At 45.1% G+C, this 23702-nt stretch carries 20 protein-coding genes, 1 tRNA gene and 1 riboswitch; of the genes, 6 read left to right on the top strand and 15 right to left on the bottom strand.

The features are described from left to right. Window positions 1–32: 32 nt before the first annotated feature. From OH463_RS14530 to moaA, 12 genes are all read right to left on the bottom strand, one after another. Window positions 33–1307, bottom strand: a complete 1275-nt coding sequence (locus tag OH463_RS14530; RefSeq protein ID WP_050940796.1) for an MgtC/SapB family protein — start codon at window positions 1305–1307, stop codon at window positions 33–35. A gap of 135 nt (window positions 1308–1442) precedes the next feature. Then, window positions 1443–2387: a glutathione S-transferase family protein gene (locus OH463_RS14525; RefSeq protein ID WP_017817838.1), complete on the bottom strand. Its 945-nt coding sequence runs from the start codon at window positions 2385–2387 to the stop codon at window positions 1443–1445. Window positions 2388–2571: 184 nt separating this feature from the next. Next, on the bottom strand, window positions 2572–3564 hold the full coding sequence (oppF, locus tag OH463_RS14520) for a murein tripeptide/oligopeptide ABC transporter ATP binding protein OppF (RefSeq protein ID WP_009698507.1): 993 nt from the start codon (window positions 3562–3564) through the stop codon (window positions 2572–2574). After that, the gene (locus OH463_RS14515; protein ID WP_005444728.1) at window positions 3561–4532 is read right to left on the bottom strand and encodes an ABC transporter ATP-binding protein; all 972 of its coding nucleotides are present in this window, start codon (window positions 4530–4532) and stop codon (window positions 3561–3563) included. Before OH463_RS14515 ends, oppF begins: the two co-directional genes overlap by 4 nt. Before the next feature lie 30 nt (window positions 4533–4562). Beyond that, a complete protein-coding gene (gene oppC, locus OH463_RS14510; protein ID WP_005444726.1) occupies window positions 4563–5465 on the bottom strand; it encodes an oligopeptide ABC transporter permease OppC in 903 nt (300 codons plus the stop codon). A 15-nt stretch (window positions 5466–5480) separates the two neighbouring features. Then, window positions 5481–6401, bottom strand: a complete 921-nt coding sequence (oppB, locus tag OH463_RS14505) for an oligopeptide ABC transporter permease OppB (RefSeq protein ID WP_005444724.1) — start codon at window positions 6399–6401, stop codon at window positions 5481–5483. 107 nt (window positions 6402–6508) lie between these two features. Continuing rightward, a complete protein-coding gene (locus OH463_RS14500; protein WP_009702147.1) occupies window positions 6509–8140 on the bottom strand; it encodes an ABC transporter substrate-binding protein in 1632 nt (543 codons plus the stop codon). Between the two features lie 560 nt (window positions 8141–8700). Next, window positions 8701–9156 (bottom strand): molybdopterin synthase catalytic subunit MoaE, encoded by a 456-nt coding sequence (gene moaE, locus OH463_RS14495; protein WP_009702831.1) that lies wholly within the window; start codon window positions 9154–9156, stop codon window positions 8701–8703. Window position 9157: 1 nt separating this feature from the next. Further along, window positions 9158–9415 carry a molybdopterin synthase sulfur carrier subunit gene (gene moaD, locus OH463_RS14490; protein ID WP_005444716.1) on the bottom strand — a complete coding sequence of 86 codons (258 nt, stop codon included), beginning with the start codon at window positions 9413–9415 and terminating at the stop codon, window positions 9158–9160. Continuing rightward, window positions 9415–9891 carry a cyclic pyranopterin monophosphate synthase MoaC gene (gene moaC / locus OH463_RS14485; protein ID WP_050908866.1) on the bottom strand — a complete coding sequence of 159 codons (477 nt, stop codon included), beginning with the start codon at window positions 9889–9891 and terminating at the stop codon, window positions 9415–9417. Before moaC ends, moaD begins: the two co-directional genes overlap by 1 nt. A 26-nt stretch (window positions 9892–9917) precedes the next feature. Beyond that, window positions 9918–10430 (bottom strand): molybdenum cofactor biosynthesis protein B, encoded by a 513-nt coding sequence (gene moaB, locus OH463_RS14480; RefSeq protein WP_005433210.1) that lies wholly within the window; start codon window positions 10428–10430, stop codon window positions 9918–9920. A gap of 101 nt (window positions 10431–10531) precedes the next feature. Next, window positions 10532–11521, bottom strand: a complete 990-nt coding sequence (gene moaA / locus OH463_RS14475) for a GTP 3',8-cyclase MoaA (RefSeq protein WP_005444703.1) — start codon at window positions 11519–11521, stop codon at window positions 10532–10534. After that, a riboswitch (molybdenum cofactor riboswitch) is annotated at window positions 11510–11643 on the bottom strand. Its footprint overlaps the gene before it by 12 nt. A gap of 175 nt (window positions 11644–11818) precedes the next feature. Between moaA and OH463_RS14470 the strand changes: the two genes are divergently transcribed. Next, window positions 11819–12712 carry a YvcK family protein gene (locus tag OH463_RS14470; protein WP_005444701.1) on the top strand — a complete coding sequence of 298 codons (894 nt, stop codon included), beginning with the start codon at window positions 11819–11821 and terminating at the stop codon, window positions 12710–12712. A 114-nt stretch (window positions 12713–12826) separates the two neighbouring features. Here OH463_RS14470 and luxU read toward each other — a convergent pair whose 3' ends face one another. The 3 genes from luxU to uvrB form a co-directional block, all read right to left on the bottom strand. Continuing rightward, a complete protein-coding gene (gene luxU, locus OH463_RS14465; protein WP_005444699.1) occupies window positions 12827–13171 on the bottom strand; it encodes a quorum-sensing phosphorelay protein LuxU in 345 nt (114 codons plus the stop codon). Then, window positions 13168–14571, bottom strand: coding sequence for a quorum-sensing sigma-54 dependent transcriptional regulator LuxO (luxO, locus tag OH463_RS14460; RefSeq protein WP_005444697.1), 1404 nt, complete (start codon window positions 14569–14571; stop codon window positions 13168–13170). The genes luxU and luxO overlap by 4 nt, the downstream gene beginning before the upstream one ends. 325 nt (window positions 14572–14896) lie before the next feature. Then, window positions 14897–16927 (bottom strand): excinuclease ABC subunit UvrB, encoded by a 2031-nt coding sequence (uvrB, locus tag OH463_RS14455; RefSeq protein ID WP_005444695.1) that lies wholly within the window; start codon window positions 16925–16927, stop codon window positions 14897–14899. A 559-nt stretch (window positions 16928–17486) separates the two neighbouring features. Here uvrB and OH463_RS14450 point away from each other — a divergent pair. The 5 genes from OH463_RS14450 to rsxC form a co-directional block, all read left to right on the top strand. Next, a tRNA-Asn gene (locus OH463_RS14450) sits at window positions 17487–17562 on the top strand. A 389-nt stretch (window positions 17563–17951) separates the two neighbouring features. Next, window positions 17952–20249 (top strand): formate C-acetyltransferase, encoded by a 2298-nt coding sequence (pflB, locus tag OH463_RS14445; RefSeq protein WP_050941048.1) that lies wholly within the window; start codon window positions 17952–17954, stop codon window positions 20247–20249. Window positions 20250–20560: 311 nt separating this feature from the next. Then, window positions 20561–21139, top strand: coding sequence for an electron transport complex subunit RsxA (gene rsxA / locus OH463_RS14440; protein ID WP_005425202.1), 579 nt, complete (start codon window positions 20561–20563; stop codon window positions 21137–21139). Between the two features lie 3 nt (window positions 21140–21142). After that, window positions 21143–21736, top strand: coding sequence for an electron transport complex subunit RsxB (gene rsxB / locus OH463_RS14435; RefSeq protein ID WP_029790465.1), 594 nt, complete (start codon window positions 21143–21145; stop codon window positions 21734–21736). 8 nt (window positions 21737–21744) lie between these two features. Further along, a partial coding sequence (gene rsxC, locus OH463_RS14430; RefSeq protein ID WP_269991520.1) for an electron transport complex subunit RsxC occupies window positions 21745–23702 on the top strand: 1958 nt, incomplete at its 3' end.

Raw genomic sequence — 23702 nt, 5'->3', positions numbered from 1 at the left:
CGAGGTTTTTTTCCATTTCGTATTCGGATAAATCAATACAAAGCCAAAAACAAAATAGCGCCAAAAAGCACGCATCCAACCATGACGGGCGCAACTCTTCTCCACAATGCCTTATCCCCTATTGCGACAACCATCCCCATTTTCACCACTGTATTGACTGATGCCGCGATAAGAATACCCAGTGCCGCGGTTTCCACACTTAGGGTTTGGGTACTTTGTCGCCCAAGAGCAAGGGAAATAGCATCGACATCTGTAATGCCGGATAGCGCAGATAGTATCAGAACACCAGCATTACCAAACAGATCAGACAGTGCATGCGATAACAGCATAATCACAGCCAATACGACACCGAAAAACAACGCCGATTGCAATGCCAAAGGATTGGTTTGTTTATTTGATTGTTCCACCTTCCCTACCTCACTTCGACGCCATATCCACCAAGCAGGGAAGTAAAGAGCAATCATCATAATCATGACGATGGGCCACAACAATGTCACTAACTGAGGGTTAATCACTGACAGCACAATTAGCAGCCTAGGAAACATGGTACCGCAACTCAATAGTATGCCGCTTGCTAACAAAGGGCTGATACTCGATTGTTCGCGTGAAAGATGGGAGAACTGCAGTGTGAGCGCAGTAGATGAGCTTAAGCCAGCGAAGACAGAAGTAAACAAAATGCCTCGCTTCGCCCCACCAATTTTAATCGCAAAGTAGCCCACAAATGAAATACTGGCAATCAACACCACCATCCACCAAATCTCATAAGGATTAAGTGCATTCCAAGGACCGTAAGCTTGATTAGGTAAGAGCGGCAACAAGACGATGGAAATGAGCAGCAGGCGCAAAGCGGCATCAAGCTCGTACTCTTGGAGGCGTTGAAGCGCCTGATGAAGTTCTCTCTTGTTGTCCAGAACAACTGCGGTGATAACGGCAGCTGCCGCAGCAAGAACCGGCTCACCGGATACAGCCAAACTACCAAGAACAAACGTAATGACTAAACTGACGACACCAGTAATGCTGATGTCTTCACTCTTTTTCTGCTGAATAACAAACGCAATGCAAGCAAGAATAACCAAGGCAATAAGAGCAAAGCCGAGTAGCAAAGGCGTATACAGATTGGCAAGAATCCCAACCAAGCCACCAAGCAAACCGACTAAAGAAAAGGTGCGGATACCTGCAACGCGACTGCCTTCGACGCTATTACGCATCACCCAGCCACGTTGTGTTCCCACAATCGCACCCAAAAGCAGAGCAACAAACAGATTCCAAATTAGATGCTCGCCACTGACAAACTCATTGATATCCATACCCCACCTCGGTCAAAGATCGGTTGTTATATCATCAGTTTATGTGATTGGTAGGAAGAAGCTGTGATGCTAAGAAGATATTGAGAAAAAAGAAAAGCGCCACATCAAATGGCGCTTTTCTTAGAGGTTTTAAACTTAGATAGATTCTCGACCATGAGGTGAATCCAAATCTAATTCAGGACCTTTCGGTACCACTTGTGTTGGGTTGATGCCAGTATGGCTAAAATAATAGTGACGCTTTATGTGGTAGAAGTCCGTGGTTTCTGCCACACCCTCTATTTGATACAGCTCTTTCAAATAACCTTGAATGTTTGCGTAATCAGCAATACGTTGTTTATTACACTTGAAATGACCAACATACACCGCGTCAAAACGCACAAGAGTAGTAAACAAGCGCCAATCCGCTTCAGTGATTTTATTACCAGCTAAGTAGCGATGCGTCGCAAGATGGGCATCAATTTTATCCAAAGCATCAAAGAGTGAATCAAAAGCTTCTTCATACGCCTCTTGAGTTGTGGCAAACCCGCAACGATAAACACCGTTATTCACGTTTGGATAGATGTAATCATTCCATTCATCAATCACACTTTGAAGCTGCTCCGGGTAATAATCATCATGATTGCCTGTTAACTCATTAAACTCAGAGTTAAACATTCGGATGATTTCTGACGATTCATTCGACACAATGGTATTGGTCTTCTTGTCCCATAATACTGGCACTGTTACTCGACCAGTGTAATCCGGTTTAGCTTCAGTATAAATTTGATGCATACGGGAGTGACCAAATAATGGCTCAGGCAGTCCCATCTGCCAGCCCTCGTTTAGCATATCAGGACACACCACGGTGACATCGATGTGTTTTTCTAACCCTTTGAGACTGCGAAAAATCAACGTTCGGTGCGCCCAAGGACAAGCAAGTGAAACATACAAGTGATAGCGACCAGACTCTGGTTGATAGGTTGCATCCGGTTTGTTTTTAATCCAGTTGCGAAACCCTGCATCTTCTCGCACGAATTTACCGCCACTTGATTTAGTGTCGTACCATACATCGTGCCAAACACCTTCAACTAACTTACCCATGACTGCTCTCCTCAGATTCTGTTTTCCACTATATTAGCGAATCATGCAAAGCTTAAAATCCAACCGCTTAGTTCAACTTGTTCAAGAATTTCGAATGAACTAAATCAAGCCTAGATCGTAGGCATAAAAAAAGCGCGACCCTATAAAAGGAGCCGCGCTTAAGCCCGTCACAGGCCGAATTTAATTACACTGCTACGTGCAAACAAGAAACTGCATGAATATCAGAACCTTGGATATTTGGTTTTGTCTTTGCACACTCATCCGTTGCTTGAGGGCAACGAGTACGGAATACACAGCCCGATGGTGGGCTGATCGGAGATGGTAGATCACCTTCTAACATCTGGATCTTCTTACTGCGTTCAATTTCCGGATCTGGAATAGGCACAGCAGACATTAGTGCACGAGTGTATGGGTGCTTTGGATCTGCAAACAACGCATCTGCTTCACCCAGCTCCACAGCATTACCTAGGTACATAACCAGTACGCGGTCAGAAATGTGTTTCACAACTGATAAATCGTGCGCGATGAACACCAATGAAAGACCAAGCTCTTTTTGCAGCTCTTTCAATAGGTTAACTACCTGAGCCTGAATCGATACATCCAGTGCTGATACTGGCTCATCACAGATAATCATCTTAGGTTTTAAAATCAGAGCACGTGCGATACCAATACGCTGACACTGACCACCAGAGAATTCGTGTGGGTAGCGGTTGATAACGTTTGGTAGAAGACCTACCTTCGCCATCATCTCTTTAACGCGGTCTTTCACTTCTTGCTTAGTCAGCTCTGGGTAGAATGTCTCTAATGGTTCAGCGATGATGTCACCAACCGTCATACGTGGGTTAAGAGAAGCCAGAGGATCTTGGAAAATCATTTGGATTTCTTTACGCGTTTCACGACGTTGGACGTCTTTCATTTTTGTCAGATCTTGACCCAACCAAACCACTTCACCGTCTGTTGCTTCCACCAGACCAATGATGGCGCGAGCAAATGTCGATTTACCACAACCGGACTCGCCTACTACACCAAGGGTCTCGCCTTCGTATAAACGAACGTTTACGCCGTCTACCGCTTTTAGGCTTGAAGGTTTTGACCAAGGCCACGCAGATTTTGATGCAATGCTGAAGTGAACTTTCAGATCAGATACATCCAGAATTAGCTTTTTATCTGTACTCATTTGCTCCAAGCCTCCCATTCAGAAAAACATGCACGCTGACGACCATCACCAAATGGCGTCAGAATTGGTGCTTCACGCTTACAACGATCCATCACGCGATGGCAGCGATCTTGGTAAGGACAGCCAGGTGGTAGACGAAGCAAGTTTGGCGGGTTGCCAGGAATCGTTGGCAGAATCTCGCCTTCTGTATCTAGACGAGGAATAGCCTTCAATAGACCTTCTGCGTATGGGTGGCTTGGGTTGTAGAAGATTTCGTTCACTGTGCCGTACTCCATGGTACGACCCGCGTACATAACCAGTACTTTGTCACATGAACCTGCAACAACACCAAGGTCGTGCGTGATCATGATGATTGCAGTGTTGAACTCAGATTTCAGCTCGTTCAGCAGATCCATGATCTGCGCTTGAACCGTAACGTCCAATGCCGTTGTTGGCTCATCCGCAATAAGCAGTTTTGGACGACACAGCAGCGCCATTGCGATCATTACACGTTGACGCATACCGCCCGAGAACTCGTGTGGGTACATAGTGATACGCTTACGGGCTTCTGGGATTTTTACTGCTTCAAGCATACGAACAGACTCTTCGAATGCTTCTGCTTTGCCCATACCTTTGTGCAGCATCAGTACTTCCATCAGCTGATCACTGACTTTCATGTATGGGTTAAGAGAGGTCATCGGGTCTTGGAAGATCATAGCGATCTGTTCCGCTCGAACCTTGTTAAGCTCTTTTTCTGGAAGGTTAAGGATTTCTCGACCTTCAAATTTCGCGCTACCAGAGATAATACCGTTCTTAGCCAGTAGACCCATGATTGCGAATACAGTTTGTGACTTACCTGAACCAGACTCACCTACGATACCTAGGGTCTCGCCTTGATTCAGAGAGAAGTTCAAATCGTTTACTGCGGTTACGATACCATCTTGCGTGGTAAATTCGACGCGCAGATCTTTGACATCTAATAAACTCATCATTGCTTCCTTTATTCTTTCTATTTTTAATTATCTGTCTTTTGGATCCAGCGCATCGCGCAGACCGTCACCAACGTAGTTGAAGCAGAATAGAGTCACAACCATGAACGCTGCTGGGAATGCCAGCTGCCAGATTGCTACTTCCATTGTTTGTGAGCCTTCTTGTAGAAGTGCGCCCCAACTTGTCATTGGTTCCTGTACACCAAGACCAAGGAATGAAAGGAATGATTCCGTTAGAATCATGCTTGGGATAAGTAGTGTTGAGTAAACCGCTACGATACCCAATACGTTTGGAACGATGTGGCGAGTGATGATCTTCCAGTTGCTCACACCACAAACGTGTGCCGCTTCAATAAACTCTTTACTACGCAGGCTTAGCGTTTGACCACGTACGATACGAGCCATATCTAGCCATGCGATAGCGCCGATAGCGACGAAGATAAGAACAATGTTACGACCGAAGAATGTTACCAGTACGATAACTAGGAACATGAACGGTACCGCATATAGGATCTCAAGAATACGCATCATGATACGGTCAACTTTACCGCCAATGAAGCCAGAAGCCGCACCGTAAAGTGTACCAATCACAACCGCAACTAATGCACCTAGAACACCAACCATTAGAGAGATACGACCACCAATCAGCGTACGTACGTAAAGGTCTCGACCTAGGCTGTCTGTACCAAACCAGTGCTCAGCACTCGGACCAACGTGCATTGCATACCAGTCAGTATCATCAAAAGCGTAAGGGGCAATCATCGGTAAGAAGATTACCGCTAGGGTCATCAGTGCAAGAATGAACAAGCTCACCATCGCCGCTTTGTTACGCATAAAGCGGATACGGGCGTCTTGCCACAAACTACGGCCTTCAACTTCCAGGTTCTCTGCAAATTTCTCGACCGCTTCAAGATTCTCTTTTTTCGTTAACATAACCATACTTCCCTGTTAGTAGCGAATTTTCGGGTCAATCATTGCTAGCAGAATATCAACGATAGCGTTGAATAGAATGAATAGGAAACCAATCAGAATGGTCACACCCATTACTAGCGAGTAGTCACGGTTGAAGGCAGCGTTGACAAACAGCTTACCGATACCAGGCAGACCAAAAATGGTCTCGATAACAACCGAACCTGTGATGATACCTACAAACGCTGGTCCCATGTATGACACAACAGGAAGCAGAGCTGGTTTTAGTGCGTGTTTCAGGATGATGTAACGGTAACTTAGACCTTTTGCGCGAGCGGTACGAATAAAGTTACTGTTCAATGTTTCGATCATCGAGCCACGAGTGATACGTGCGAAAGTCGCCACGTAGAGCAATGACATACCGATCACAGGTAGCACAATGTATTGCCACCCTCCGTCATGCCAACCACCCGCGGGGAATAAATTCCAATGGAGAGAGAACAAGTAAATCAGAGCAGGAGCCAATACGAAGGACGGCATAACTACCCCGAGCATCGCCGTTGACATTATGGCGTAGTCCACCCAAGTATTCTGCTTGAGTGCGGCTATGGTTCCAACCGTCACCCCCAAAATTACAGTGAAGATAAAGGCGATAAAACCAACCTTCGCTGATACTGGTAATGCAACAGAGATTAGCTCATTTACTGTGTAATCTAAGTATTTGAATGAAGGACCAAAATCACCTTGGATAACGTTGGTCAAATATGTGGTGTATTGCTCAAATACAGGCTTATCTAGACCGTATTTAGCTTCAATGTTCGCCATAACTTCTGGCGGTAATGGGCGCTCGCTCGAGAATGGGTTACCCGGTGCGAAACGCATGAGAAAGAAAGATACGGTGATCAAAACCAACATGGTTGGGATCGCCTCAAATATCCTTTTTGCGATGAATTTAAGCATAAACTCACTCTTTCAGTCTGTGACAGTTAAAATGTAAATGATAGGCTGCACACGCTCCTTCAATGGTGCGTGTGAGCCTTATTCTTATAGTTTTGAAGTGACTTTAATTAGTCAGCTTTGATGTAAAGATCTTTGGTGTAGATCTTTTCTTCCGCGTTGTTTGCAGGGAAACCACCAACGTGCGGATTTAATAGACGAGAACGAACATACTGGTAGATAGGCGCAATTGGCATATCTTTCGCCATCAGTTGCTCAGCTTCTAGGTAAATTTTGGTACGCTCTTCTTCAGAAGTCGATTTGATCGCTTTATCAATCAGAGCATCGTACTCTTTATTACCCCAGTGCTGACCACCAGTTGTGTTCGAGCTAACCATTAGGGTTAGGAATGAAGATGCTTCGTTGTAGTCACCACACCAACCGGCGCGTGCCACTTCGAAATCACCTTGGTCTTTAGTCGATAGGTAAGTTTTCCACTCTTGGTTTTCTAGCGTTACGTCTAGACCTAGAGTTTTCTTCCACATAGAACCTAGTGCTACTGCTAGTTTCTTGTGGTTCTCATCCGTGTTGTATAGAAGAGAGAATTTAAGTGGGTTGTCTTTGCCGTAACCCGCTTCAGCCAATAGGCGTGCCGCTTCTGCATTACGCTCTTTTTGCGTCATCTTTCCGTAAGCTGGTAGCTCAGGGTTGAAATGCGCTGTAATTTCAGGCGTTAGGAAGTAAGCAGGCTTCTGACCTTGGCCAAGAATTGCGTTTGCTACAATGTTACGGTCGATAGCGTAAGAAATCGCTTTACGAACACGAACGTCGTTGAATGGTTCTTTCTTAGTATTGAATGAGTAGTAGTAAGTACACAGGCTACCTTCAACCGATACTGATTCTGGGTGCTCTTTTTTCAGACGTTTAAAGTGCTCTGTCGGCAGTTTAGACGTGAAATCAATTTCACCAGATAGGAAACGGTTCATTTCAGCAACACCGTTCTCAATTGGAAGGTACGTTACTTTGTTGATAACCGTTTTGTCGTTATCCCAGTATTCGTTGTTACGAACAAGCTCTAGACGCTCATTCACAACCCAGTTGTTTACGACATAAGCGCCGTTACCTACGAAGTTTTCTGGTTTCGTCCACTGATCACCAAACTTCTCAACTGTCGCTTTATGTACTGGTTTCATTGTTGTGTGACCAGCCATCATTACAAAGTAAGGAACGGCGGTATCTAGCTCAACCACTAGCGTGTGGTCGTCAGTCGCTTTAACACCGAGCTCGCTCTTGTCTTTTTTGCCCGCAACGATGTCTTTTGCATTCTTCATCTTGGTGTATTCCATGTACCAAGAATATGGTGAAGCCGTCGCAGGATCGACCGCACGCTGCCAGCTGTATACAAAATCTTGCGCTGTTACAGGATCGCCGTTAGACCATTTTGCGTCTTTACGTAGATGGAAGGTGAAAGTTTTGTTGTCTGAGGTTTCCCAGCTCTCAGCTACACCAGGGATGGTGTCGCCGTCTGCATTTTGGTTCACTAAGCCTTCAAGAAGATCACGAATCACATGCGACTCTGGAACCCCTTGAGATTTGTGCGGGTCGATTGTTGCAACTTCAGTACCGTTACCACGAACGAGTTCTTGTTTATCTGCTAGTTTAGTGCCTGCTGGAACGTCAGCAGCGAAAGCGGTAGAAGAAGAGGCAGCCACTGCCAGACCAGCACCTAGAAGAAGGGCTTTGGTGATTTTGTTCTTATACATGCGTAAAACTCCAAGTTTTTCATTAGCATCCATGACTTCTCTGCAAGGGACTGGAACGGTCAGAATTTTAGAATTTTTTAGTACACTTTCTGAGCACAAAACACTAAAACCTTACAAAGACTGCGGCACACATTAGCAATCATTGAAGTAATTTGCCATAAAAATGTAGCAAAAAAACTAATAATTCTGTAATTAGTGCTCATATTTAGCAATAAATACTACATAGTTTGTATTGGGTAGATAAATGCAGATTTGCGAGTTCATTTGGCAGGCAAAACTGTCGATAAATCTAAATTCAAACTCTTTGGTAGCATCTTATGCTAGATATATGTATAAAAATTAACATTTGTGACACATTGAGTCTAATTAATAATTGCATATATCTTGTTCGATATTTTTTATTGTGAACAAGGTCACCGAGAGGTGAAAGGAAGGAAAGGTGATGAATTTATCAGCAGGTCAAAGTAGGAAGTAAACTCCGTTTTTATCGTAAAAAAGAAAAAGCCAGATGAGATGAACATCTGGCTTTACTAGATTTGGTCGCAGAATAAAAAACGGTTCTACTTTTCCCAACGCTGCGCAGCTTGATGGTCAGTATCTCGTGACTCAATCCAGCGGTTATCGCTCGTTGTACGTTCTTTTTTCCAGAATGGCGCTTTAGTCTTTAGGTAATCCATAATGAATTCACAAGCATCAAATGCCGCACCTCGATGAGCGCTTGAGACTCCTACGAACACAATTTGATCGCCGGTATCAAGGTCACCAACACGATGTATCACGCGGACCCCAAGTAATGGCCAACGTGACTCCGCCTCATTACAGATATCGATCAGGCTTTTTTCTGTCATTCCAGGATAATGCTCTAAGTGCAGACCGATCACATTATCACCAAGATTCATATCACGAACCTTACCGATAAACGTAACAACGGCTCCAGACGCAGTGCCTTCCGACAAGCGCTGATATTCTTGATCAACAGAAAAGTCTTCAGCCTGTACAGAAACACGAGGATCCATCTTAACCTCCTGTCACTGGAGGGAAGAAAGCAACTTCATCACCCTCTTTCACTTCAGTATCCAGTGGGACAATAGATTGGTTTACTGCAGCGAGCAATTTACCAGGCTCAAGGGCGAGATCCCACTTACCTTCTGTACCTTCACCAATTTCAACCAAGTGAGCACGAATCGCTTCAACATTGTTGAATTGATCATCGAGCTCAAGCGCATCGATACCAACCAGTTCACGCGTTTGAGCAAAGAAAAGAACTTTAATCATTATTCCGCCTTGAAGTGACCAGATTTACCACCCGTCTTCTCTAGAAGACGAACTTGACCAATAACCATGTCTTTTTGTACCGCTTTACACATATCGTAAATCGTCAATGCAGCTACAGAAGCTGCCGTTAGCGCTTCCATTTCAACACCAGTTTTACCTGCTAGCTTGCAAACGGATTCAATGCGTACCATGCTCTCAGCTTCAATTGCTTCAAGTTGTACTTCTACTTTCGAAAGCAATAGAGGATGGCAAAGTGGAATTAGGTCCCACGTTTTTTTTGCCGCTTGAATACCAGCGATGCGTGCAGTTGCAAACACATCACCTTTATGATGTTGGCCAGAAACAATCAATTGCAGAGTTTCAGGTGCCATGTGAACGAATGCTTCTGCACGCGCCTCACGAACCGTTTCCGCTTTCGCTGATACGTCGACCATGTTCGCTTCGCCAGACGCATTGATATGTGTAAATTGGGTCATGGTTTTTCCTTCGCTTTTAGGAAAGGTTATACAGATAGGTGTGGCATAAAGTTGCAAGGACGATGACTTGCATCTAGTTGTTGCTTGATGATCTTCGTCCACCCTGTGCGGCACGCACCTGTAGAGCCAGGCATTGCAAAGATAACAGTGTGGTTAGCGAAACCAGCAATCGCACGAGATTGAATGGTTGAAGTACCAATTTCTTCATAAGAAACCAAACGGAACAGCTCACCAAAGCCTTCTACTTCTTTATCGAATAGAGGCTTAAGCGCTTCTGGAGTGCTGTCGCGTGAAGTGAAACCAGTACCACCAGTGATCATGATTGCTTGTACGTTTTCATCCGCAATCCACTGGGAAACGATCGCACGGATCTTGTACATATCGTCAATTACGATTTGCTTATCAACGACGTTATGACCTGCTTCCTTCGCGTGTTCAACTAGGTAACCACCAGAGGTGTCGTTTTCTTCAGTACGAGTGTCAGATACCGTTAGAACGGCAATGTTTGCTGGTTGAAATTTGCTTTCAGCGTGACCCATTTGTTCACCTATTCTTTAATTTGCTTTTTGATACGCAAGGTATCGATTCTGGAAAAATCATCAGAAGCCACGTCTGCTCCTGATGTGAAATCTGATTGGAGTTAACCGCCGATAGACGCAAGATGCGGCGTCATACCAGTGTTGCCATCGTGCAAGAAGTGACTTACGGATTTCGTTTGCAACTGTGCCTGAATACGTTCAATCAATTCGCTTTCTTGCTCGTCGCGCTCTAACAGGTCACGTAACTCCACGCCATGTTCACCGAACAGACAAAGATGCAGTTTACCCATAGCCGAGACACGAAGTCGGTTACAGCTCTCACAGAAGTCTTTTTCATAAGGCATGATAAGACCAATTTCACCCTTGTAATCAGGATGAACGAAAACCTGAGCAGGTCCATCATTATGAGAACGGACTTTCAGTAACCAACCGTTGGCGATTAATTGATTTCGGATCGCAACACCAGAGACATGGTGCTTAGCAAACAACTCATCCATTTCTCCTGTTTGCATTAACTCAATAAAACGCAATTGGATTGGACGGTCTTTAATCCAGTTAAGAAAAGCAGGCAACTCACTGTGGTTGAGGTCTTTCATCAGCACCACGTTAACTTTGACTTGCTCATAACCCACTTCAAATGCGCGCTCGATACCATTCATCACCTCAGTGAACTTATTTTCACCAGTAATTTGATGGAACATGCGGGGGTCAAGGCTATCCACACTAACATTAATATTAGTCAGTCCAGCTTCACGCCAATCAGCAACCTGTTTCGCCATGCGGTAGCCATTAGTCGTTGTAGCGACTTTTTTGATGCCAGGCGTCGTTGCGACAGAGTGGATAATGTCAGTAAAGTCTTTGCGTAAACTCGGCTCACCACCTGTGATGCGGACCTTTGAGGTACCACAATCTGCAAACGCTCTTACGACACGCTTGATCTCAGGGAGAGATAAAAAAGACGAGTTTTTATTGCCCGATGGCTTGTAGCCGTCAGGAAGGCAATAGGTACATTTGAAATTACATACGTCAGTCACAGACAGACGCAAGTAATAGAACTTACGATGAAATTTGTCTTCGAATTGTTGCGCCACGGAACACCTTTCCAAACACGGGAGGCATAATCATTTCCAATTATGCCCTTGTGACAGAATGTCACTGGCTCAAAACGCCTATCCTTAGACTTAGCATAGTGAGCTCGGAGTTATGGCAACCAGAGGAGGTAAACCCCTGATAGCTTTGCCGTGTAAAATACTTAATATTTGTAATGGAATCCAGACTTGAGTGATAAAAAACTCTCTAGAAACACAATTTACCGCTTAGTGAGTACCCCTTTGGCACTCATTAAGTTAAATTGTAGTCGTTTTTTACAAGATTATTAGAAGAACGTAATGAATATCTACACCGATAAGAAAGTGGTCGCAGTTGGTGGTGGTCACGGTCTAGGCCGTATGTTGGCAGCATTAAAAGATTTTGGCAGCAATGCAACTGGCATTGTTGCTACAACCGACAATGGCGGTTCAACCGGTCGTATTCGCCATTGCCAAGGGGGGATTGCATGGGGTGATACGCGTAACTGTATCAACCAGTTGATCACTGAACCATCAATCAGTTCCATGATGTTCGAATATCGCTTCAAAGGTACTGGCGAACTCGACGGACACAACCTAGGTAACCTAATGCTGACCGCTCTGGATAACCTATCGGTACGCCCATTAGAAGCGATTAACCTTATTCGCAATATGTTGAAAGTCGACGTCAACATTCTTCCTATGTCTGAGCACCCTTCCGATCTCACCGCATTATCGGTCGATGGGCAATGGGTTACAGGCGAAACCAACGTCGATGAGATGGATACCGATTTGCGTCGCCTCGATCTATCACCAGAAGTTCCCGCAACCAAAGAAGCTGTGACAGCGCTTGCTGAAGCTGACGCCATCATTCTTGGTCCCGGAAGTTTCTTAACAAGCATTATGCCGCCACTGCTCCTACCTGAATTGGGTAAAGCTATTGCCGCAAATCAAACTGCAAAAGTGATTTTTGTCGCCAACTTGAGTCCAGAGTATGGTCCTGCTGGGCGTATGACAATGAAGCAAAAACTCGAGTGGTGCGAGCGCGCTTGCCAAGGAAGAAAGATTGATGTCGTATTGGCAGAAGAAACAGAGCCAGAGGTGCTTGAGAACTGGAATGTGGTCACCGAGTCGTTAGCTTCTACTAATCGCGATTGGCGTCATGATCGAGACAAGCTCAAACTTGCGATTGAAAACCAGTTGCCGTCGAACTAGAAAGTTCGCATCGAGAAAACGACTCCAGCTAGAGCAATTTGATCGAATGAAAAAGCCCTTCCACACCGGAAGGGCTTTATGTTTTAGTGCTCATTGAATAGCGTCAACAAAGCGCTAGTTTGTCCAAGAGCGATAGGCATCGCGTGTGACATCAAGCAAAGCGAGCATTTCTGTGGCATCCTCACCCTGCTCGGCTAACTGATTCGACTTCGCTTTTCGGTCGATCGCAATAGCCAAATCACACAGTCGATCTGCACCAAAGCTTGCGGCACTGCTTTTGAGTGCGTGGCTGATCTCTTTCAAATAGATCAATTGCTCATTGCCTTTAAGATCAGATAATCGGGTTATATAGGTGTCCATTTCCCCTAAAAAAATATCAAGCAAAACGGGCACATTATCACTGCCTATCTCAGCAGACAGCTCTTCAATCTTTTGCTGATTTAATACGTTCATACTCATACGTTTTGTTTTTCGTCCCTGCTATTCCAAGCTTGCAACTTGCGATAAATCGTCGATGGGCTGACATCTAAGTAGCCCGCAGCGCGTGGAATATTGCCATCACACGCTTGAATCGCCTGCTCGATGGCCATTTTCTCAGTCATCCAAAGCGGCATAATGTCTGACACCGTCAAAATGTCAGGTTCAATAAATTTTGATGCCGATTGACGAACCACTGGCTGGTTCAACGGCGGTGGCAGCATGTCTAACGTAATCTCTTTGCCGTTGTTCAATACCACAATGTTGCGCAGTACGTTTTGCAACTGACGAACGTTACCCGGCCATTCATAACTATTGAACCTATCAATCACCTCTTGCGAGAAGCGGATGAAGCTTTTGCCTTCTTCGTGAGACATATAACCAAGCAACGAATAAGCAATCTCAATTACATCTTCGCCACGCTCACGCAGCGGTGGAAGGTGCAATGGGATCACGTACAAACGATAGTACAAGTCTTCACGAAAACGCCCTTCTTGCACTTCCTTCCAAGGGTCGCGGTTCGTTGCGCAAACAAAACGTACGTCCACACTCTTCATCTTCGAAGAACCGACTTTTTGGAACGTCCCCGTTTGAATGAATCTTAGTAACTTTGTCTGGAGGTCTAGGTCCATCTCACAAAGCTCATCAAGAAACAAAGTGCCACCGTCAGCAAGCTCAGCCGCACCTTGTCGGTCATTTGCCGCGCCAGTAAATGCACCTTTTACGTGACCAAATAGCTCGCTCTCAATCAGATCTTTAGGGATGGCAGCACAGTTAATGGCGATAAACGGCTTATCACCACGTTTGCTTGCTGCGTGAATTGCCTCGGCACACACCTCTTTACCAGTACCACTTTCACCCGTGATGAAAATACTTGCTTTACTGCTCGCCGCCGAGTCAATAGTGCGGTAAACCTGCTGCATGGTTTGGCTACTGCCGATAAAGCCTTGGTAATTTTGGTTGCCCGGATTATCCGCTTCATTTTTAAGCTTGGTAGCTTTACGGATCGCATTATTTACCGTGACGCGTAAACGGTCAGCTTCACATGGTTTAATTAAGAAATCTTGAGAACCATGACGCATTGCTTCTACCGCAGTATCGATAGAGCCATGGGCAGTCATAAAGATAATTGGCACGTCTGGATGACTTTTCTTCACTGCGTGCAATACATCCATCCCCGTCATATCAGGTAGACGAAGATCGAGCAGAATAAGATCAGGAATACGGTGGTTCAGACTTTCGATTGCGTCTCTGCCTGTACCAACAATATTGATATCGATGCCGAGTGGCGTTAGGTAAGAACGGTACAATGCCGCGACAGATGCGGTGTCTTCTACCATTAGTAGATAACGAGACTTTTGACCTTCTGTTATTTGTTGCATAGCCTAGCCGATTTTTTGTTGTGTTTTAAATAATAATCGCATTACGCTTTGCATTTTGCAAATAATCATTCGTAAGATTGTGGGTATTCTAAATAAACTAAACCGAATATCAACAGGTTAAATTATGGCACAAACCATGCTCTTAAACTAATGACCCCTCGGGTCACCTAGCCAACTGACGTTGTTAGTGAACGATATGTTCACAAAACGAGCCAATAGATCCGACTGCCTATTGGCTTCTTTTTTGTCTGTTGAGTATGGGGAAAGAAAGTGCCCAAGCAATTTATGTAAACACAAACACTTGGGCATGAAATGAAGCAATCAATCAACTGTTAGCGATGAACTGCTCGCGTAACTTCTCAATCTCGTCACGCTTTTGCGCTGCTAATTCAAATTCCAGATCTTGAGCATGTTGGTACATCGCCGCTTCTAGACGACTGATCTCTTTCTCCAACTGCTGTGGAGACATAATTTCGTAGGTTTGCGAAGGCTCTGCCACTTTCGATAACGGAACTTGTTTAGTGTTCCGTTGACGTTTGGACTTAGTGATATCCCCCAGCTCCATAATGTCTTTGATATTGCGCTTCAAGGCTTGAGGCTCAATGCCCATCTCTGCGTTATATGCCTTTTGCTTCTCACGACGACGGTCCGTTTCGTCCATTGCTTTCTTCATCGATTTAGTGATCGAATCTGCGTAAAGAATCGCTTTTCCTTTGATGTTACGAGCTGCACGCCCAATGGTCTGAATCAATGAACGCTCTGAACGCAAGAAGCCTTCTTTATCTGCATCCAAGATCGCCACCAGCGATACTTCGGGCATATCGAGACCTTCTCGCAACAAGTTGATCCCTACCAACACGTCGAACTCACCTAAACGAAGGTCGCGAATAATTTCGACACGCTCAACGGTGTCGATATCTGAGTGAAGGTATCGAACTTTTACATCGTGCTCGTGAAGGTATTCGGTCAAGTCTTCTGCCATACGCTTGGTTAACGTCGTCACCAGAACACGCTCATCTTTCGCCGCTCGAATGCGAATTTCAGACAACAAGTCATCAACTTGAGTCGATACCGGACGTACTTCCAATTCCGGATCGAGCAGACCCGTTGGGCGTACAACCTGATCAGCAATCTCATCGGCTGATTTTTCCAGCTCGTAGTTACCTGGTGTCGCTGATACAAATATCGTCTGTGGAGAAATCGCCTCAAATTCTTCAAACTTCATCGGACGGTTATCCAATGCTGAAGGTAAACGGAAGCCAAACTCCACCAACGTCTCTTTACGCGAACGGTCACCTTTATACATCGCACCAATTTGTGGAACCGTAACGTGCGATTCGTCGATGATCAGTAAACCATCATGAGGTAAGTAATCGAATAGTGTTGGGGGCGGCTCACCCTCCGCTCGACCACTTAAGTAACGGGAGTAGTTTTCGATACCTGAACAGAAGCCTAGCTCGTTCATCATCTCAATATCGAACTGAGTTCGTTGGCTGATGCGTTGCTCTTCTAGAAGCTTGTTGTTATCTAGCAACTGCTTCTTGCGAACTTCAAGCTCATCTTTGATGCTTTCAATCGCATCAAGGATACGCTCACGCGGAGTCACATAGTGAGTCTTTGGATAGATGGTATAACGTGGTAAGTCACGCTGTTTCACCACTCCAGTCAGAGGGTCGAATACGCTAATGCAATCCACTTCATCATCAAACATTTCGACACGGACCGCATCTTGGTCTGATTCTGCCGGAAAGATATCAATCACTTCACCACGAACGCGGAACTGACCACGTTCGAATGCAACGTCATTGCGAGAATATTGCAACTCTGCAAGACGGCGCAGCATATCACGCTGATCAATCACATCTCCACGACGCAGGTGCAACATCATTTGCAGATACGATTCCGGATCACCCAAACCATAAATAGCCGATACCGACGCTACGATGATCGCATCTTTACGTTCTAGTAAGGCTTTAGTGGCCGATAAACGCATTTGCTCAATATGAGCGTTAACTGAAGCATCCTTTTCAATAAAGGTGTCCGTCGTTGGAACGTATGCTTCGGGTTGGTAGTAATCATAGTAAGAGACGAAGTACTCTACAGCATTATTTGGGAAGAAGGCTTTCATCTCACCATACAGCTGAGCTGCCAGCGTTTTGTTTGGTGCAAGGAGGATGGCAGGACGCTGCGCTTGCGCAATCACATTTGCCAACGTGAATGTTTTACCTGAGCCAGTTACACCCAATAGCGTCTGATGAGCAAGACCTGCGTCTAACCCTTCCAATAACTGTTTGATAGCGGTTGGCTGATCACCAGATGGTTGATACTCAGAGACCAGTTCATAAACTTTACTCATACCCTTCCTCAAATTTACTGCACTTTGGCTGTATATATATACACCTTATTAGATGAAATCTACGTCTATTTTAGATTTATAGCTCATTGTTACTAATTTTTGTGCTTTCTCTATTTTGATCTAGCCTTAGTCTGGTGACTCTGTTATAGTCTTTCGCCCTACTTGGTGATACTCCCCAAATCATCACAATTTAGTTTCCACAACTTTTCCCCAGAAAGACCTAATATTATCCTTTATCCCCAAAAGGCTAAATTTTATCCACTTTAACTAATTCTGCGTCAATCTAAATAAATCACTGTTTTATTTGCTTATTCAGTGCCTATTTCTGCTTAAAAATTCAAAACAAAACAACACTGTTGCATATAAAAGATCTTTACTCAGATCTCATCAACATAGTTATCCACAAATTTGGTGGATAAGTAACTCCAGCCCTTTACTGGCAAGGATTACAAGAAAGTAAAGATAAAATTCCATTATTTTTTACTAGAAATGTGTTTTTTAGGTGTTGACAGAAATATAGGTGCTCGGTAAGATTCGACCCGCTTTCAAGCAAAGCAATTCCTCCTTAGCTCAGTTGGTAGAGCGACGGACTGTTAATCCGCAGGTCGCTGGTTCGAATCCAGCAGGAGGAGCCAAATTCCAGACAAAGCCGTGTCGAAAGACGCGGCTTTTTCGTATCTGCTCCTCTAGAATCTCAGCACAAATAAGCTTAGTAAATACAGTTACACAATCTCTTCATACACACCGCTTCTTCCTAATTCGAATGACGGCAAATCTGCTCATTACTCTGTTTTACTTTTAATTCGCCGATAAATTCACGATACCAAGCATTAAATGTGTGGTTCCAAAAGCAAAAGCCAACCATAAACCCATGATTTAAATATTAATGCATTTTAATCATTTGAAAAATGAAAAGCATTCATTTTACTCATAGATTGTAAGTCCATACGATTGAAAGGGTTAAGAATGGTTCCGTCCTACTCGTCGCCTCCATTCTATTTATCAATAACTTAGGGATTTACTAATGACTATTCCGACGACTGATATGCTTGACGCATGGACTGGATTCGCTGCTGGTGAATGGCAAAATGCTGTCAACACTCGTGACTTCATCCAAAAAAACTACACCCCTTATGAAGGAGACGAGTCCTTCTTAGCTGAGGTAAGTGAATCTACGTCAGCATTGTGGAACCAAGTGCTTGAAGGCATTAAACAAGAAAGCCGCACACACGCGCCTGTTGATTTCGATACCGCTCTGCCATCAACAATTACTTCTCACGATGCGGGTTACATCAACAAAGATTTAGAAAAGATCGTTGGCTTACAAACCGAACAGCCACTCAAACGTGCCATTATCGCCAATGGCGGCATTCGTATGGTGAAAAACTCGTGCGAAGTGTACGGTCGAGAGCTAGACCCAACCGTAGAAAAGATCTTCACCGAATACCGCAAAACTCACAACAAAGCGTGTTTCGATCTGTACACCAAAGAGATCCTAGCGTGTCGTAAATCAGGCATCATTACTGGTCTTCCAGATGCTTATGGTCGTGGACGTATCATCGGTGATTACCGACGTATCGCCCTTTACGGTATCGAATTCTTAAAAGCAGATAAAAAAGAGCAATACAACTCAACTCAAACTTTCCTAGAGCGTGGCAGTGATCTTGAAAAGACACTTCGCCTGCGTGAAGAGATTGCCGATCAAGTTCAAGCACTTGAAGACATTCGTCAAATGGGTCTGAAATACGGCATTGATATGTCGCTACCCGCAAAAACAGCACAAGAAGCGATTCAATTTACCTACTTTGGCTACCTAGCGGCGGTTAAATCACAAAATGGCGCTGCAATGTCATTGGGTCGAACATCAACCTTCTTAGACGTTTACCTAGAACGCGATATCGCAAATGGTTTGATTGATGAGTCACAAGCGCAAGAGATGATCGACCACTTCATCATGAAATTGCGCATGGTTCGCTTCCTGCGTACACCAGAATACGATTCATTGTTTTCTGGCGACCCAATCTGGGCAACAGAAGCCATGGCTGGGATGGGGGTAGATGGTCGCACGCTCGTAACTAAAACGACATTCCGCTACTTACATACATTGCATACTATGGGACCAGCACCAGAGCCAAACATGACGATCCTGTGGTCAGAGCAATTACCAGAGACGTTTAAGCAATACGCAGCAAAAGTGTCAATTGATACGTCTTCCGTTCAGTACGAAAACGACGATCTGATGCGCCCAGATTTCAATAACGACGATTACGCGATAGCTTGTTGTGTGAGTCCACAGATTGTTGGTCAACACATGCAGTTCTTTGGCGCACGAGCCAACCTTGCAAAAGCGCTGCTATACACAATCAACGGCGGCATAGACGAGAAATCTAAAGCGCAAGTAGGTCCATCTGTAGAAAAAGTTCAAGATGAAATTCTCGACTTTGACGCACTAATGCCGCGCTTCGATAACATGTTGGAATGGTTAGCGACTCAATATGTCACTGCGTTGAACATCATCCATTACTCGCATGACCGTTACAGCTACGAAGCGTCATTAATGGCACTGATGGATCGTGACGTACATCGAACCATGGCGTGTGGTATTGCGGGTCTATCTGTGGTGGCAGACTCTTTAGCTGCAATCAAATTCGCAACAGTGAAACCGATTCGCGACGAGAATGGCATCGCCGTTGATTTTGAAATCGAAGGCGACTACCCGAAATTCGGTAACAATGATCCACGCGTTGATGACATCGCTTGTGATCTAGTAGAGCGCTTCATGAAAAAAATTCAGAAGATGCACACTTATCGTGAAGCTGTGCCAACTCAGTCGATCCTAACCATCACATCTAACGTGGTTTACGGCAAAAAAACGGGTAACACGCCAGATGGTCGCCGCGCAGGTATGCCGTTTGGTCCAGGTGCAAACCCAATGCATGGTCGTGATGAAAAAGGAGCGGTTGCTTCGTTAGCTTCGGTTGCCAAACTGCCGTTTGCTTACGCGAAAGATGGCATTTCTTACACCTTCTCAATTGTACCCAATGCATTAGGTAAAGATGAGTCAAGCCAGAAGAAGAACCTTGCAGCACTAATGGATGGGTACTTCCATCATGAAGCAAGCAATGAGGCTATTGCGATTGAAGGTGGTCAGCATCTCAATGTTAATGTTCTCAACCGAGAGATGCTGTTAGATGCGGTTGAACATCCTGAAAAATACCCTCAATTGACGATTCGAGTGTCTGGTTACGCAGTGCGTTTTAACTCGCTAACGAGAGAGCAGCAACAAGACGTTATCAGCCGCACCTTTACAGAAAAACTGTAAGTCAATTTAGAAACGTTAACCTTAGCTCATCCCCCTAGCCCATTAGGGGTATGAGCATTTTCTATTTCGTTTTATCCAAGAAATGAAGAGTGAAGCCGCCAGCAAAGCGTGCGTTAAATCAGTAACAAAAATTGCGTTTTCCTTTGTTAACAACCATTCACCAAACTTTTCAATTTCTTATTAATCCATCCACTCACATCACATACACGTATAATTTTCCATCGGGTGCATAAAACCACACCGTTCTTTGGTTGTTATTGGTGTCACAAAACACGATAATATTGGGATCGGATTTTAAGAACGTAATAACTATGACCGAATATATTTTGTTGTTGGTCGGCACTGTGCTGGTGAACAACTTTGTACTGGTGAAGTTTTTGGGCTTGTGTCCTTTTATGGGCGTGTCTAAAAAACTGGAAACAGCAATTGGCATGGGCTTAGCTACAACTTTTGTACTAACGCTCGCGTCTGTGTGTGCATACTTAGTGGAAAGCTATGTTTTACGTCCACTGGGCATCGAATATCTACGAACCATGAGCTTTATTTTGGTGATCGCTGTTGTTGTACAGTTCACCGAAATGGTCGTGCACAAAACCAGCCCGACGCTTTATCGTCTGTTGGGTATCTTCCTACCATTGATTACAACGAACTGTGCTGTTTTGGGTGTTGCCCTGCTTAACATCAATGAAAACCACAACTTCATTGAATCGATCATTTACGGTTTTGGTGCGGCAGTTGGCTTCTCTTTGGTATTGATCCTATTTGCCTCAATGCGTGAACGTATTGCTGCAGCTGACGTACCTGTACCGTTTAAAGGTGCTTCGATTGCAATGATCACCGCAGGTCTTATGTCTCTTGCCTTCATGGGCTTTACTGGTTTGGTGAAGTAGACAATGAGTACTATTTTAATTGCGATCATTGCCCTTGCAGCGCTTGCCGCTGTATTTGGGGCCATACTCGGTTTTGCGTCGATTCGCTTCAAAGTAGAAGCCGACCCGATCGTCGATCAAATCGATTCTATTCTTCCTCAAACTCAGTGCGGTCAGTGTGGCTACCCAGGTTGTCGTCCATACGCAGAAGCGATTGCTAACGGCGATCAAATCAACAAGTGTCCCCCAGGTGGTCAAGCGACCATTGAAAAACTGGCGGATTTGATGGGTGTCGAAGCGGAAGAGTCGGCACACGATCTCGACAACAAAGTCAAAACGGTTGCCTTCATCCATGAAGACATGTGTATCGGTTGTACAAAGTGCATTCAAGCATGTCCTGTGGATGCGATTGTCGGTGGTACCAAAGCGCTTCATACCGTTATCAAAGACGAGTGTACGGGTTGTGACTTGTGCGTTGCTCCTTGTCCAACCGACTGTATTGAAATGATTCCTGTGGAAACCACCACAGAGAGCTGGAAGTGGAAACTTAACGCCATTCCAGTGGTTAACATTACGGATGCTGCCAATGCAGCGAACGTGACTGATTCAATTAAATAAGGTTTCGTATGTTGTCTTTGATTGAACAAATTCGTACTGGTTCGCTATGGGATTTCCCAGGTGGCGTGCATCCGGCAGAAAACAAAAAGCAATCCAACAAAACTGAATTGGTTCATGCAGCCATTCCGTCGGAAATCGTCCTACCTCTAAAACAACACATAGGTAAAGCAGGTAATCTATTAATTGCTGTTGGCGACAAGGTGTTGAAAGGTCAGCAACTAACGGCGTCAGACAGTGGCTTTACCGTTCCGGTTCATGCACCAACTTCCGGTCAAGTGACGGCTATTGAGCCACGAACCGTTGCTCACCCATCGGGTTTGAGCGAACTGTGCGCAGTGATTACACCTGATGGTAACGATGCTTGGTGTGAGAAAACGCCCGTTGCCGATTACACTCAAGAATCCGCTGATGCGTTAATCGATGTGATTCGCCTTGCTGGTATCTCTGGCATGGGTGGCGCAGGCTTCCCTACTGCTAAGAAGATCCAATCGGGTATCGCACGTACCGAAATTCTTATTGTCAACGCAGCCGAATGTGAGCCTTACATCACCGCCGATGACAAACTCATGCAAGAACATGCTGACGAATTGATCCAAGGGATCGAGATCGTCGAGCATATCCTTAAGCCAAAACTGACCATCATCGGTATTGAAGATAACAAGCCAGCAGCAATCAAAGCACTGGAACAAGCGGCGATGAACAAAGACATCGTGATCCGCGTTATCCCAACCAAATACCCTTCTGGTGGTGAGAAGCAGCTCATCAAGATTTTGACCAATAAAGAAGTTCCTAGCGGCGCTATCCCTGCAGATATTGGCATCCTGGTTCAAAACGTTGGTTCTCTATACTCAATTAAACGTGCAGTGAACGATGGCGAACCTATGGTCAATCGCATCGTGACGCTTACAGGTAAAACCTTCAAACAACCACGTAACGTTTGGACGCTTCTTGGCACGCCAGTACAAGCACTTTTAGACGAGTTTGGCTACAAAGCAGATAAAAAACTGCAGCGTCTGATCATGGGTGGTCCAATGATGGGCTTTACCCTACCTCACGCTCAGGTTCCTATCACTAAAACGGCAAACTGTATTCTGGCACCGAAACGTCGTGAGATCGCCTCTGACCAACACGAAATGGAATGCATTCGTTGTAGCCAATGTGCTGAGGCATGCCCTGCCTCACTACTGCCACAGCAGCTCCAGTGGTATGCGAAAAGCCAAGAATACGACAAGCTGGAAGAGCTGAACTTAAAAGACTGTATTGAATGTGGTGCGTGTGCATTTGTGTGTCCAAGTGAGATTCCACTGGTTCAATATTATCGTCAAGCGAAAGCTGAAATCCGTACTCGCGCTCAAGAAGCGGCAGCCGCTGAACGAGCTAAACTGCGCTTTGAAGAGAAAAAAGCGCGTATGGAACGCGAAAAAGCAGAACGTGAGAATCGCTTCAAGAAAGCCGCGGATGATCGTCGTAAAGACATGAAAGCATCTGGTGGTGACGATGCGATTGCAGCAGCGATCGCTCGTGTGAAAGCGCAAAAAGAGAACGCTGAAGCGAAAGCCGAGCCAGCAGTGAAACCAGCGGTTGCTGCCGCGATTGCCAAAGCAAAAGCAAAACAAGCTGCAGCGGCTCAATCTGGCGCAGCAGAACCTGATAACTCAGAAATGGCGAAGCTACGCGAAGAACGCAAACGTATTGCTCGTGAGCGTAAAGCGCAAAAAGAGCAAGGTGACACATCTGAGGATAATGCTGACGATAAGAAGTCTGCAGTTGCAGCCGCTATTGCCCGTGCAAAAGCCAAGAAAGCTCAGCAAGAAGACACATCAACACCTGCTGAAGCTGGTGACAAGAAAGCAGCCGTCGCGGCAGCTATCGCCAGAGCTAAAGCGAAAAAAGCACAACAAGAGGATTCAACCGAACCTGTAGAATCAGAAACGTCTGAACAGCAAGGCGGTGATCCTAAGAAAGC

The organism is Vibrio sp. NFR (genome assembly GCF_027587095.1).
GTDB lineage: Bacteria > Pseudomonadota > Gammaproteobacteria > Enterobacterales > Vibrionaceae > Vibrio > Vibrio harveyi.
The sequence above is the reverse complement of the archived record's forward strand: the minus strand, read 5'-3'. Positions and strand labels throughout refer to the sequence as shown.

Coding starts and splice junctions, on each gene's coding strand:
- OH463_RS14530 (WP_050940796.1), bottom strand. CDS start 1,307: ATGGATATCAATGAGTTTGTCAGTGGCGAGCATCTAATTTGGAATCTG.
- OH463_RS14525 (WP_017817838.1), bottom strand. CDS start 2,387: ATGGGTAAGTTAGTTGAAGGTGTTTGGCACGATGTATGGTACGACACT.
- oppF (WP_009698507.1), bottom strand. CDS start 3,564: ATGAGTACAGATAAAAAGCTAATTCTGGATGTATCTGATCTGAAAGTT.
- OH463_RS14515 (WP_005444728.1), bottom strand. CDS start 4,532: ATGAGTTTATTAGATGTCAAAGATCTGCGCGTCGAATTTACCACGCAA.
- oppC (WP_005444726.1), bottom strand. CDS start 5,465: ATGTTAACGAAAAAAGAGAATCTTGAAGCGGTCGAGAAATTTGCAGAG.
- oppB (WP_005444724.1), bottom strand. CDS start 6,401: ATGCTTAAATTCATCGCAAAAAGGATATTTGAGGCGATCCCAACCATG.
- OH463_RS14500 (WP_009702147.1), bottom strand. CDS start 8,140: ATGTATAAGAACAAAATCACCAAAGCCCTTCTTCTAGGTGCTGGTCTG.
- moaE (WP_009702831.1), bottom strand. CDS start 9,156: ATGGATCCTCGTGTTTCTGTACAGGCTGAAGACTTTTCTGTTGATCAA.
- moaD (WP_005444716.1), bottom strand. CDS start 9,415: ATGATTAAAGTTCTTTTCTTTGCTCAAACGCGTGAACTGGTTGGTATC.
- moaC (WP_050908866.1), bottom strand. CDS start 9,891: ATGACCCAATTTACACATATCAATGCGTCTGGCGAAGCGAACATGGTC.
- moaB (WP_005433210.1), bottom strand. CDS start 10,430: ATGGGTCACGCTGAAAGCAAATTTCAACCAGCAAACATTGCCGTTCTA.
- OH463_RS14470 (WP_005444701.1), top strand. CDS start 11,819: ATGAATATCTACACCGATAAGAAAGTGGTCGCAGTTGGTGGTGGTCAC.
- luxU (WP_005444699.1), bottom strand. CDS start 13,171: ATGAGTATGAACGTATTAAATCAGCAAAAGATTGAAGAGCTGTCTGCT.
- luxO (WP_005444697.1), bottom strand. CDS start 14,571: ATGCAACAAATAACAGAAGGTCAAAAGTCTCGTTATCTACTAATGGTA.
- uvrB (WP_005444695.1), bottom strand. CDS start 16,927: ATGAGTAAAGTTTATGAACTGGTCTCTGAGTATCAACCATCTGGTGAT.
- pflB (WP_050941048.1), top strand. CDS start 17,952: ATGACTATTCCGACGACTGATATGCTTGACGCATGGACTGGATTCGCT.
- rsxA (WP_005425202.1), top strand. CDS start 20,561: ATGACCGAATATATTTTGTTGTTGGTCGGCACTGTGCTGGTGAACAAC.
- rsxB (WP_029790465.1), top strand. CDS start 21,143: ATGAGTACTATTTTAATTGCGATCATTGCCCTTGCAGCGCTTGCCGCT.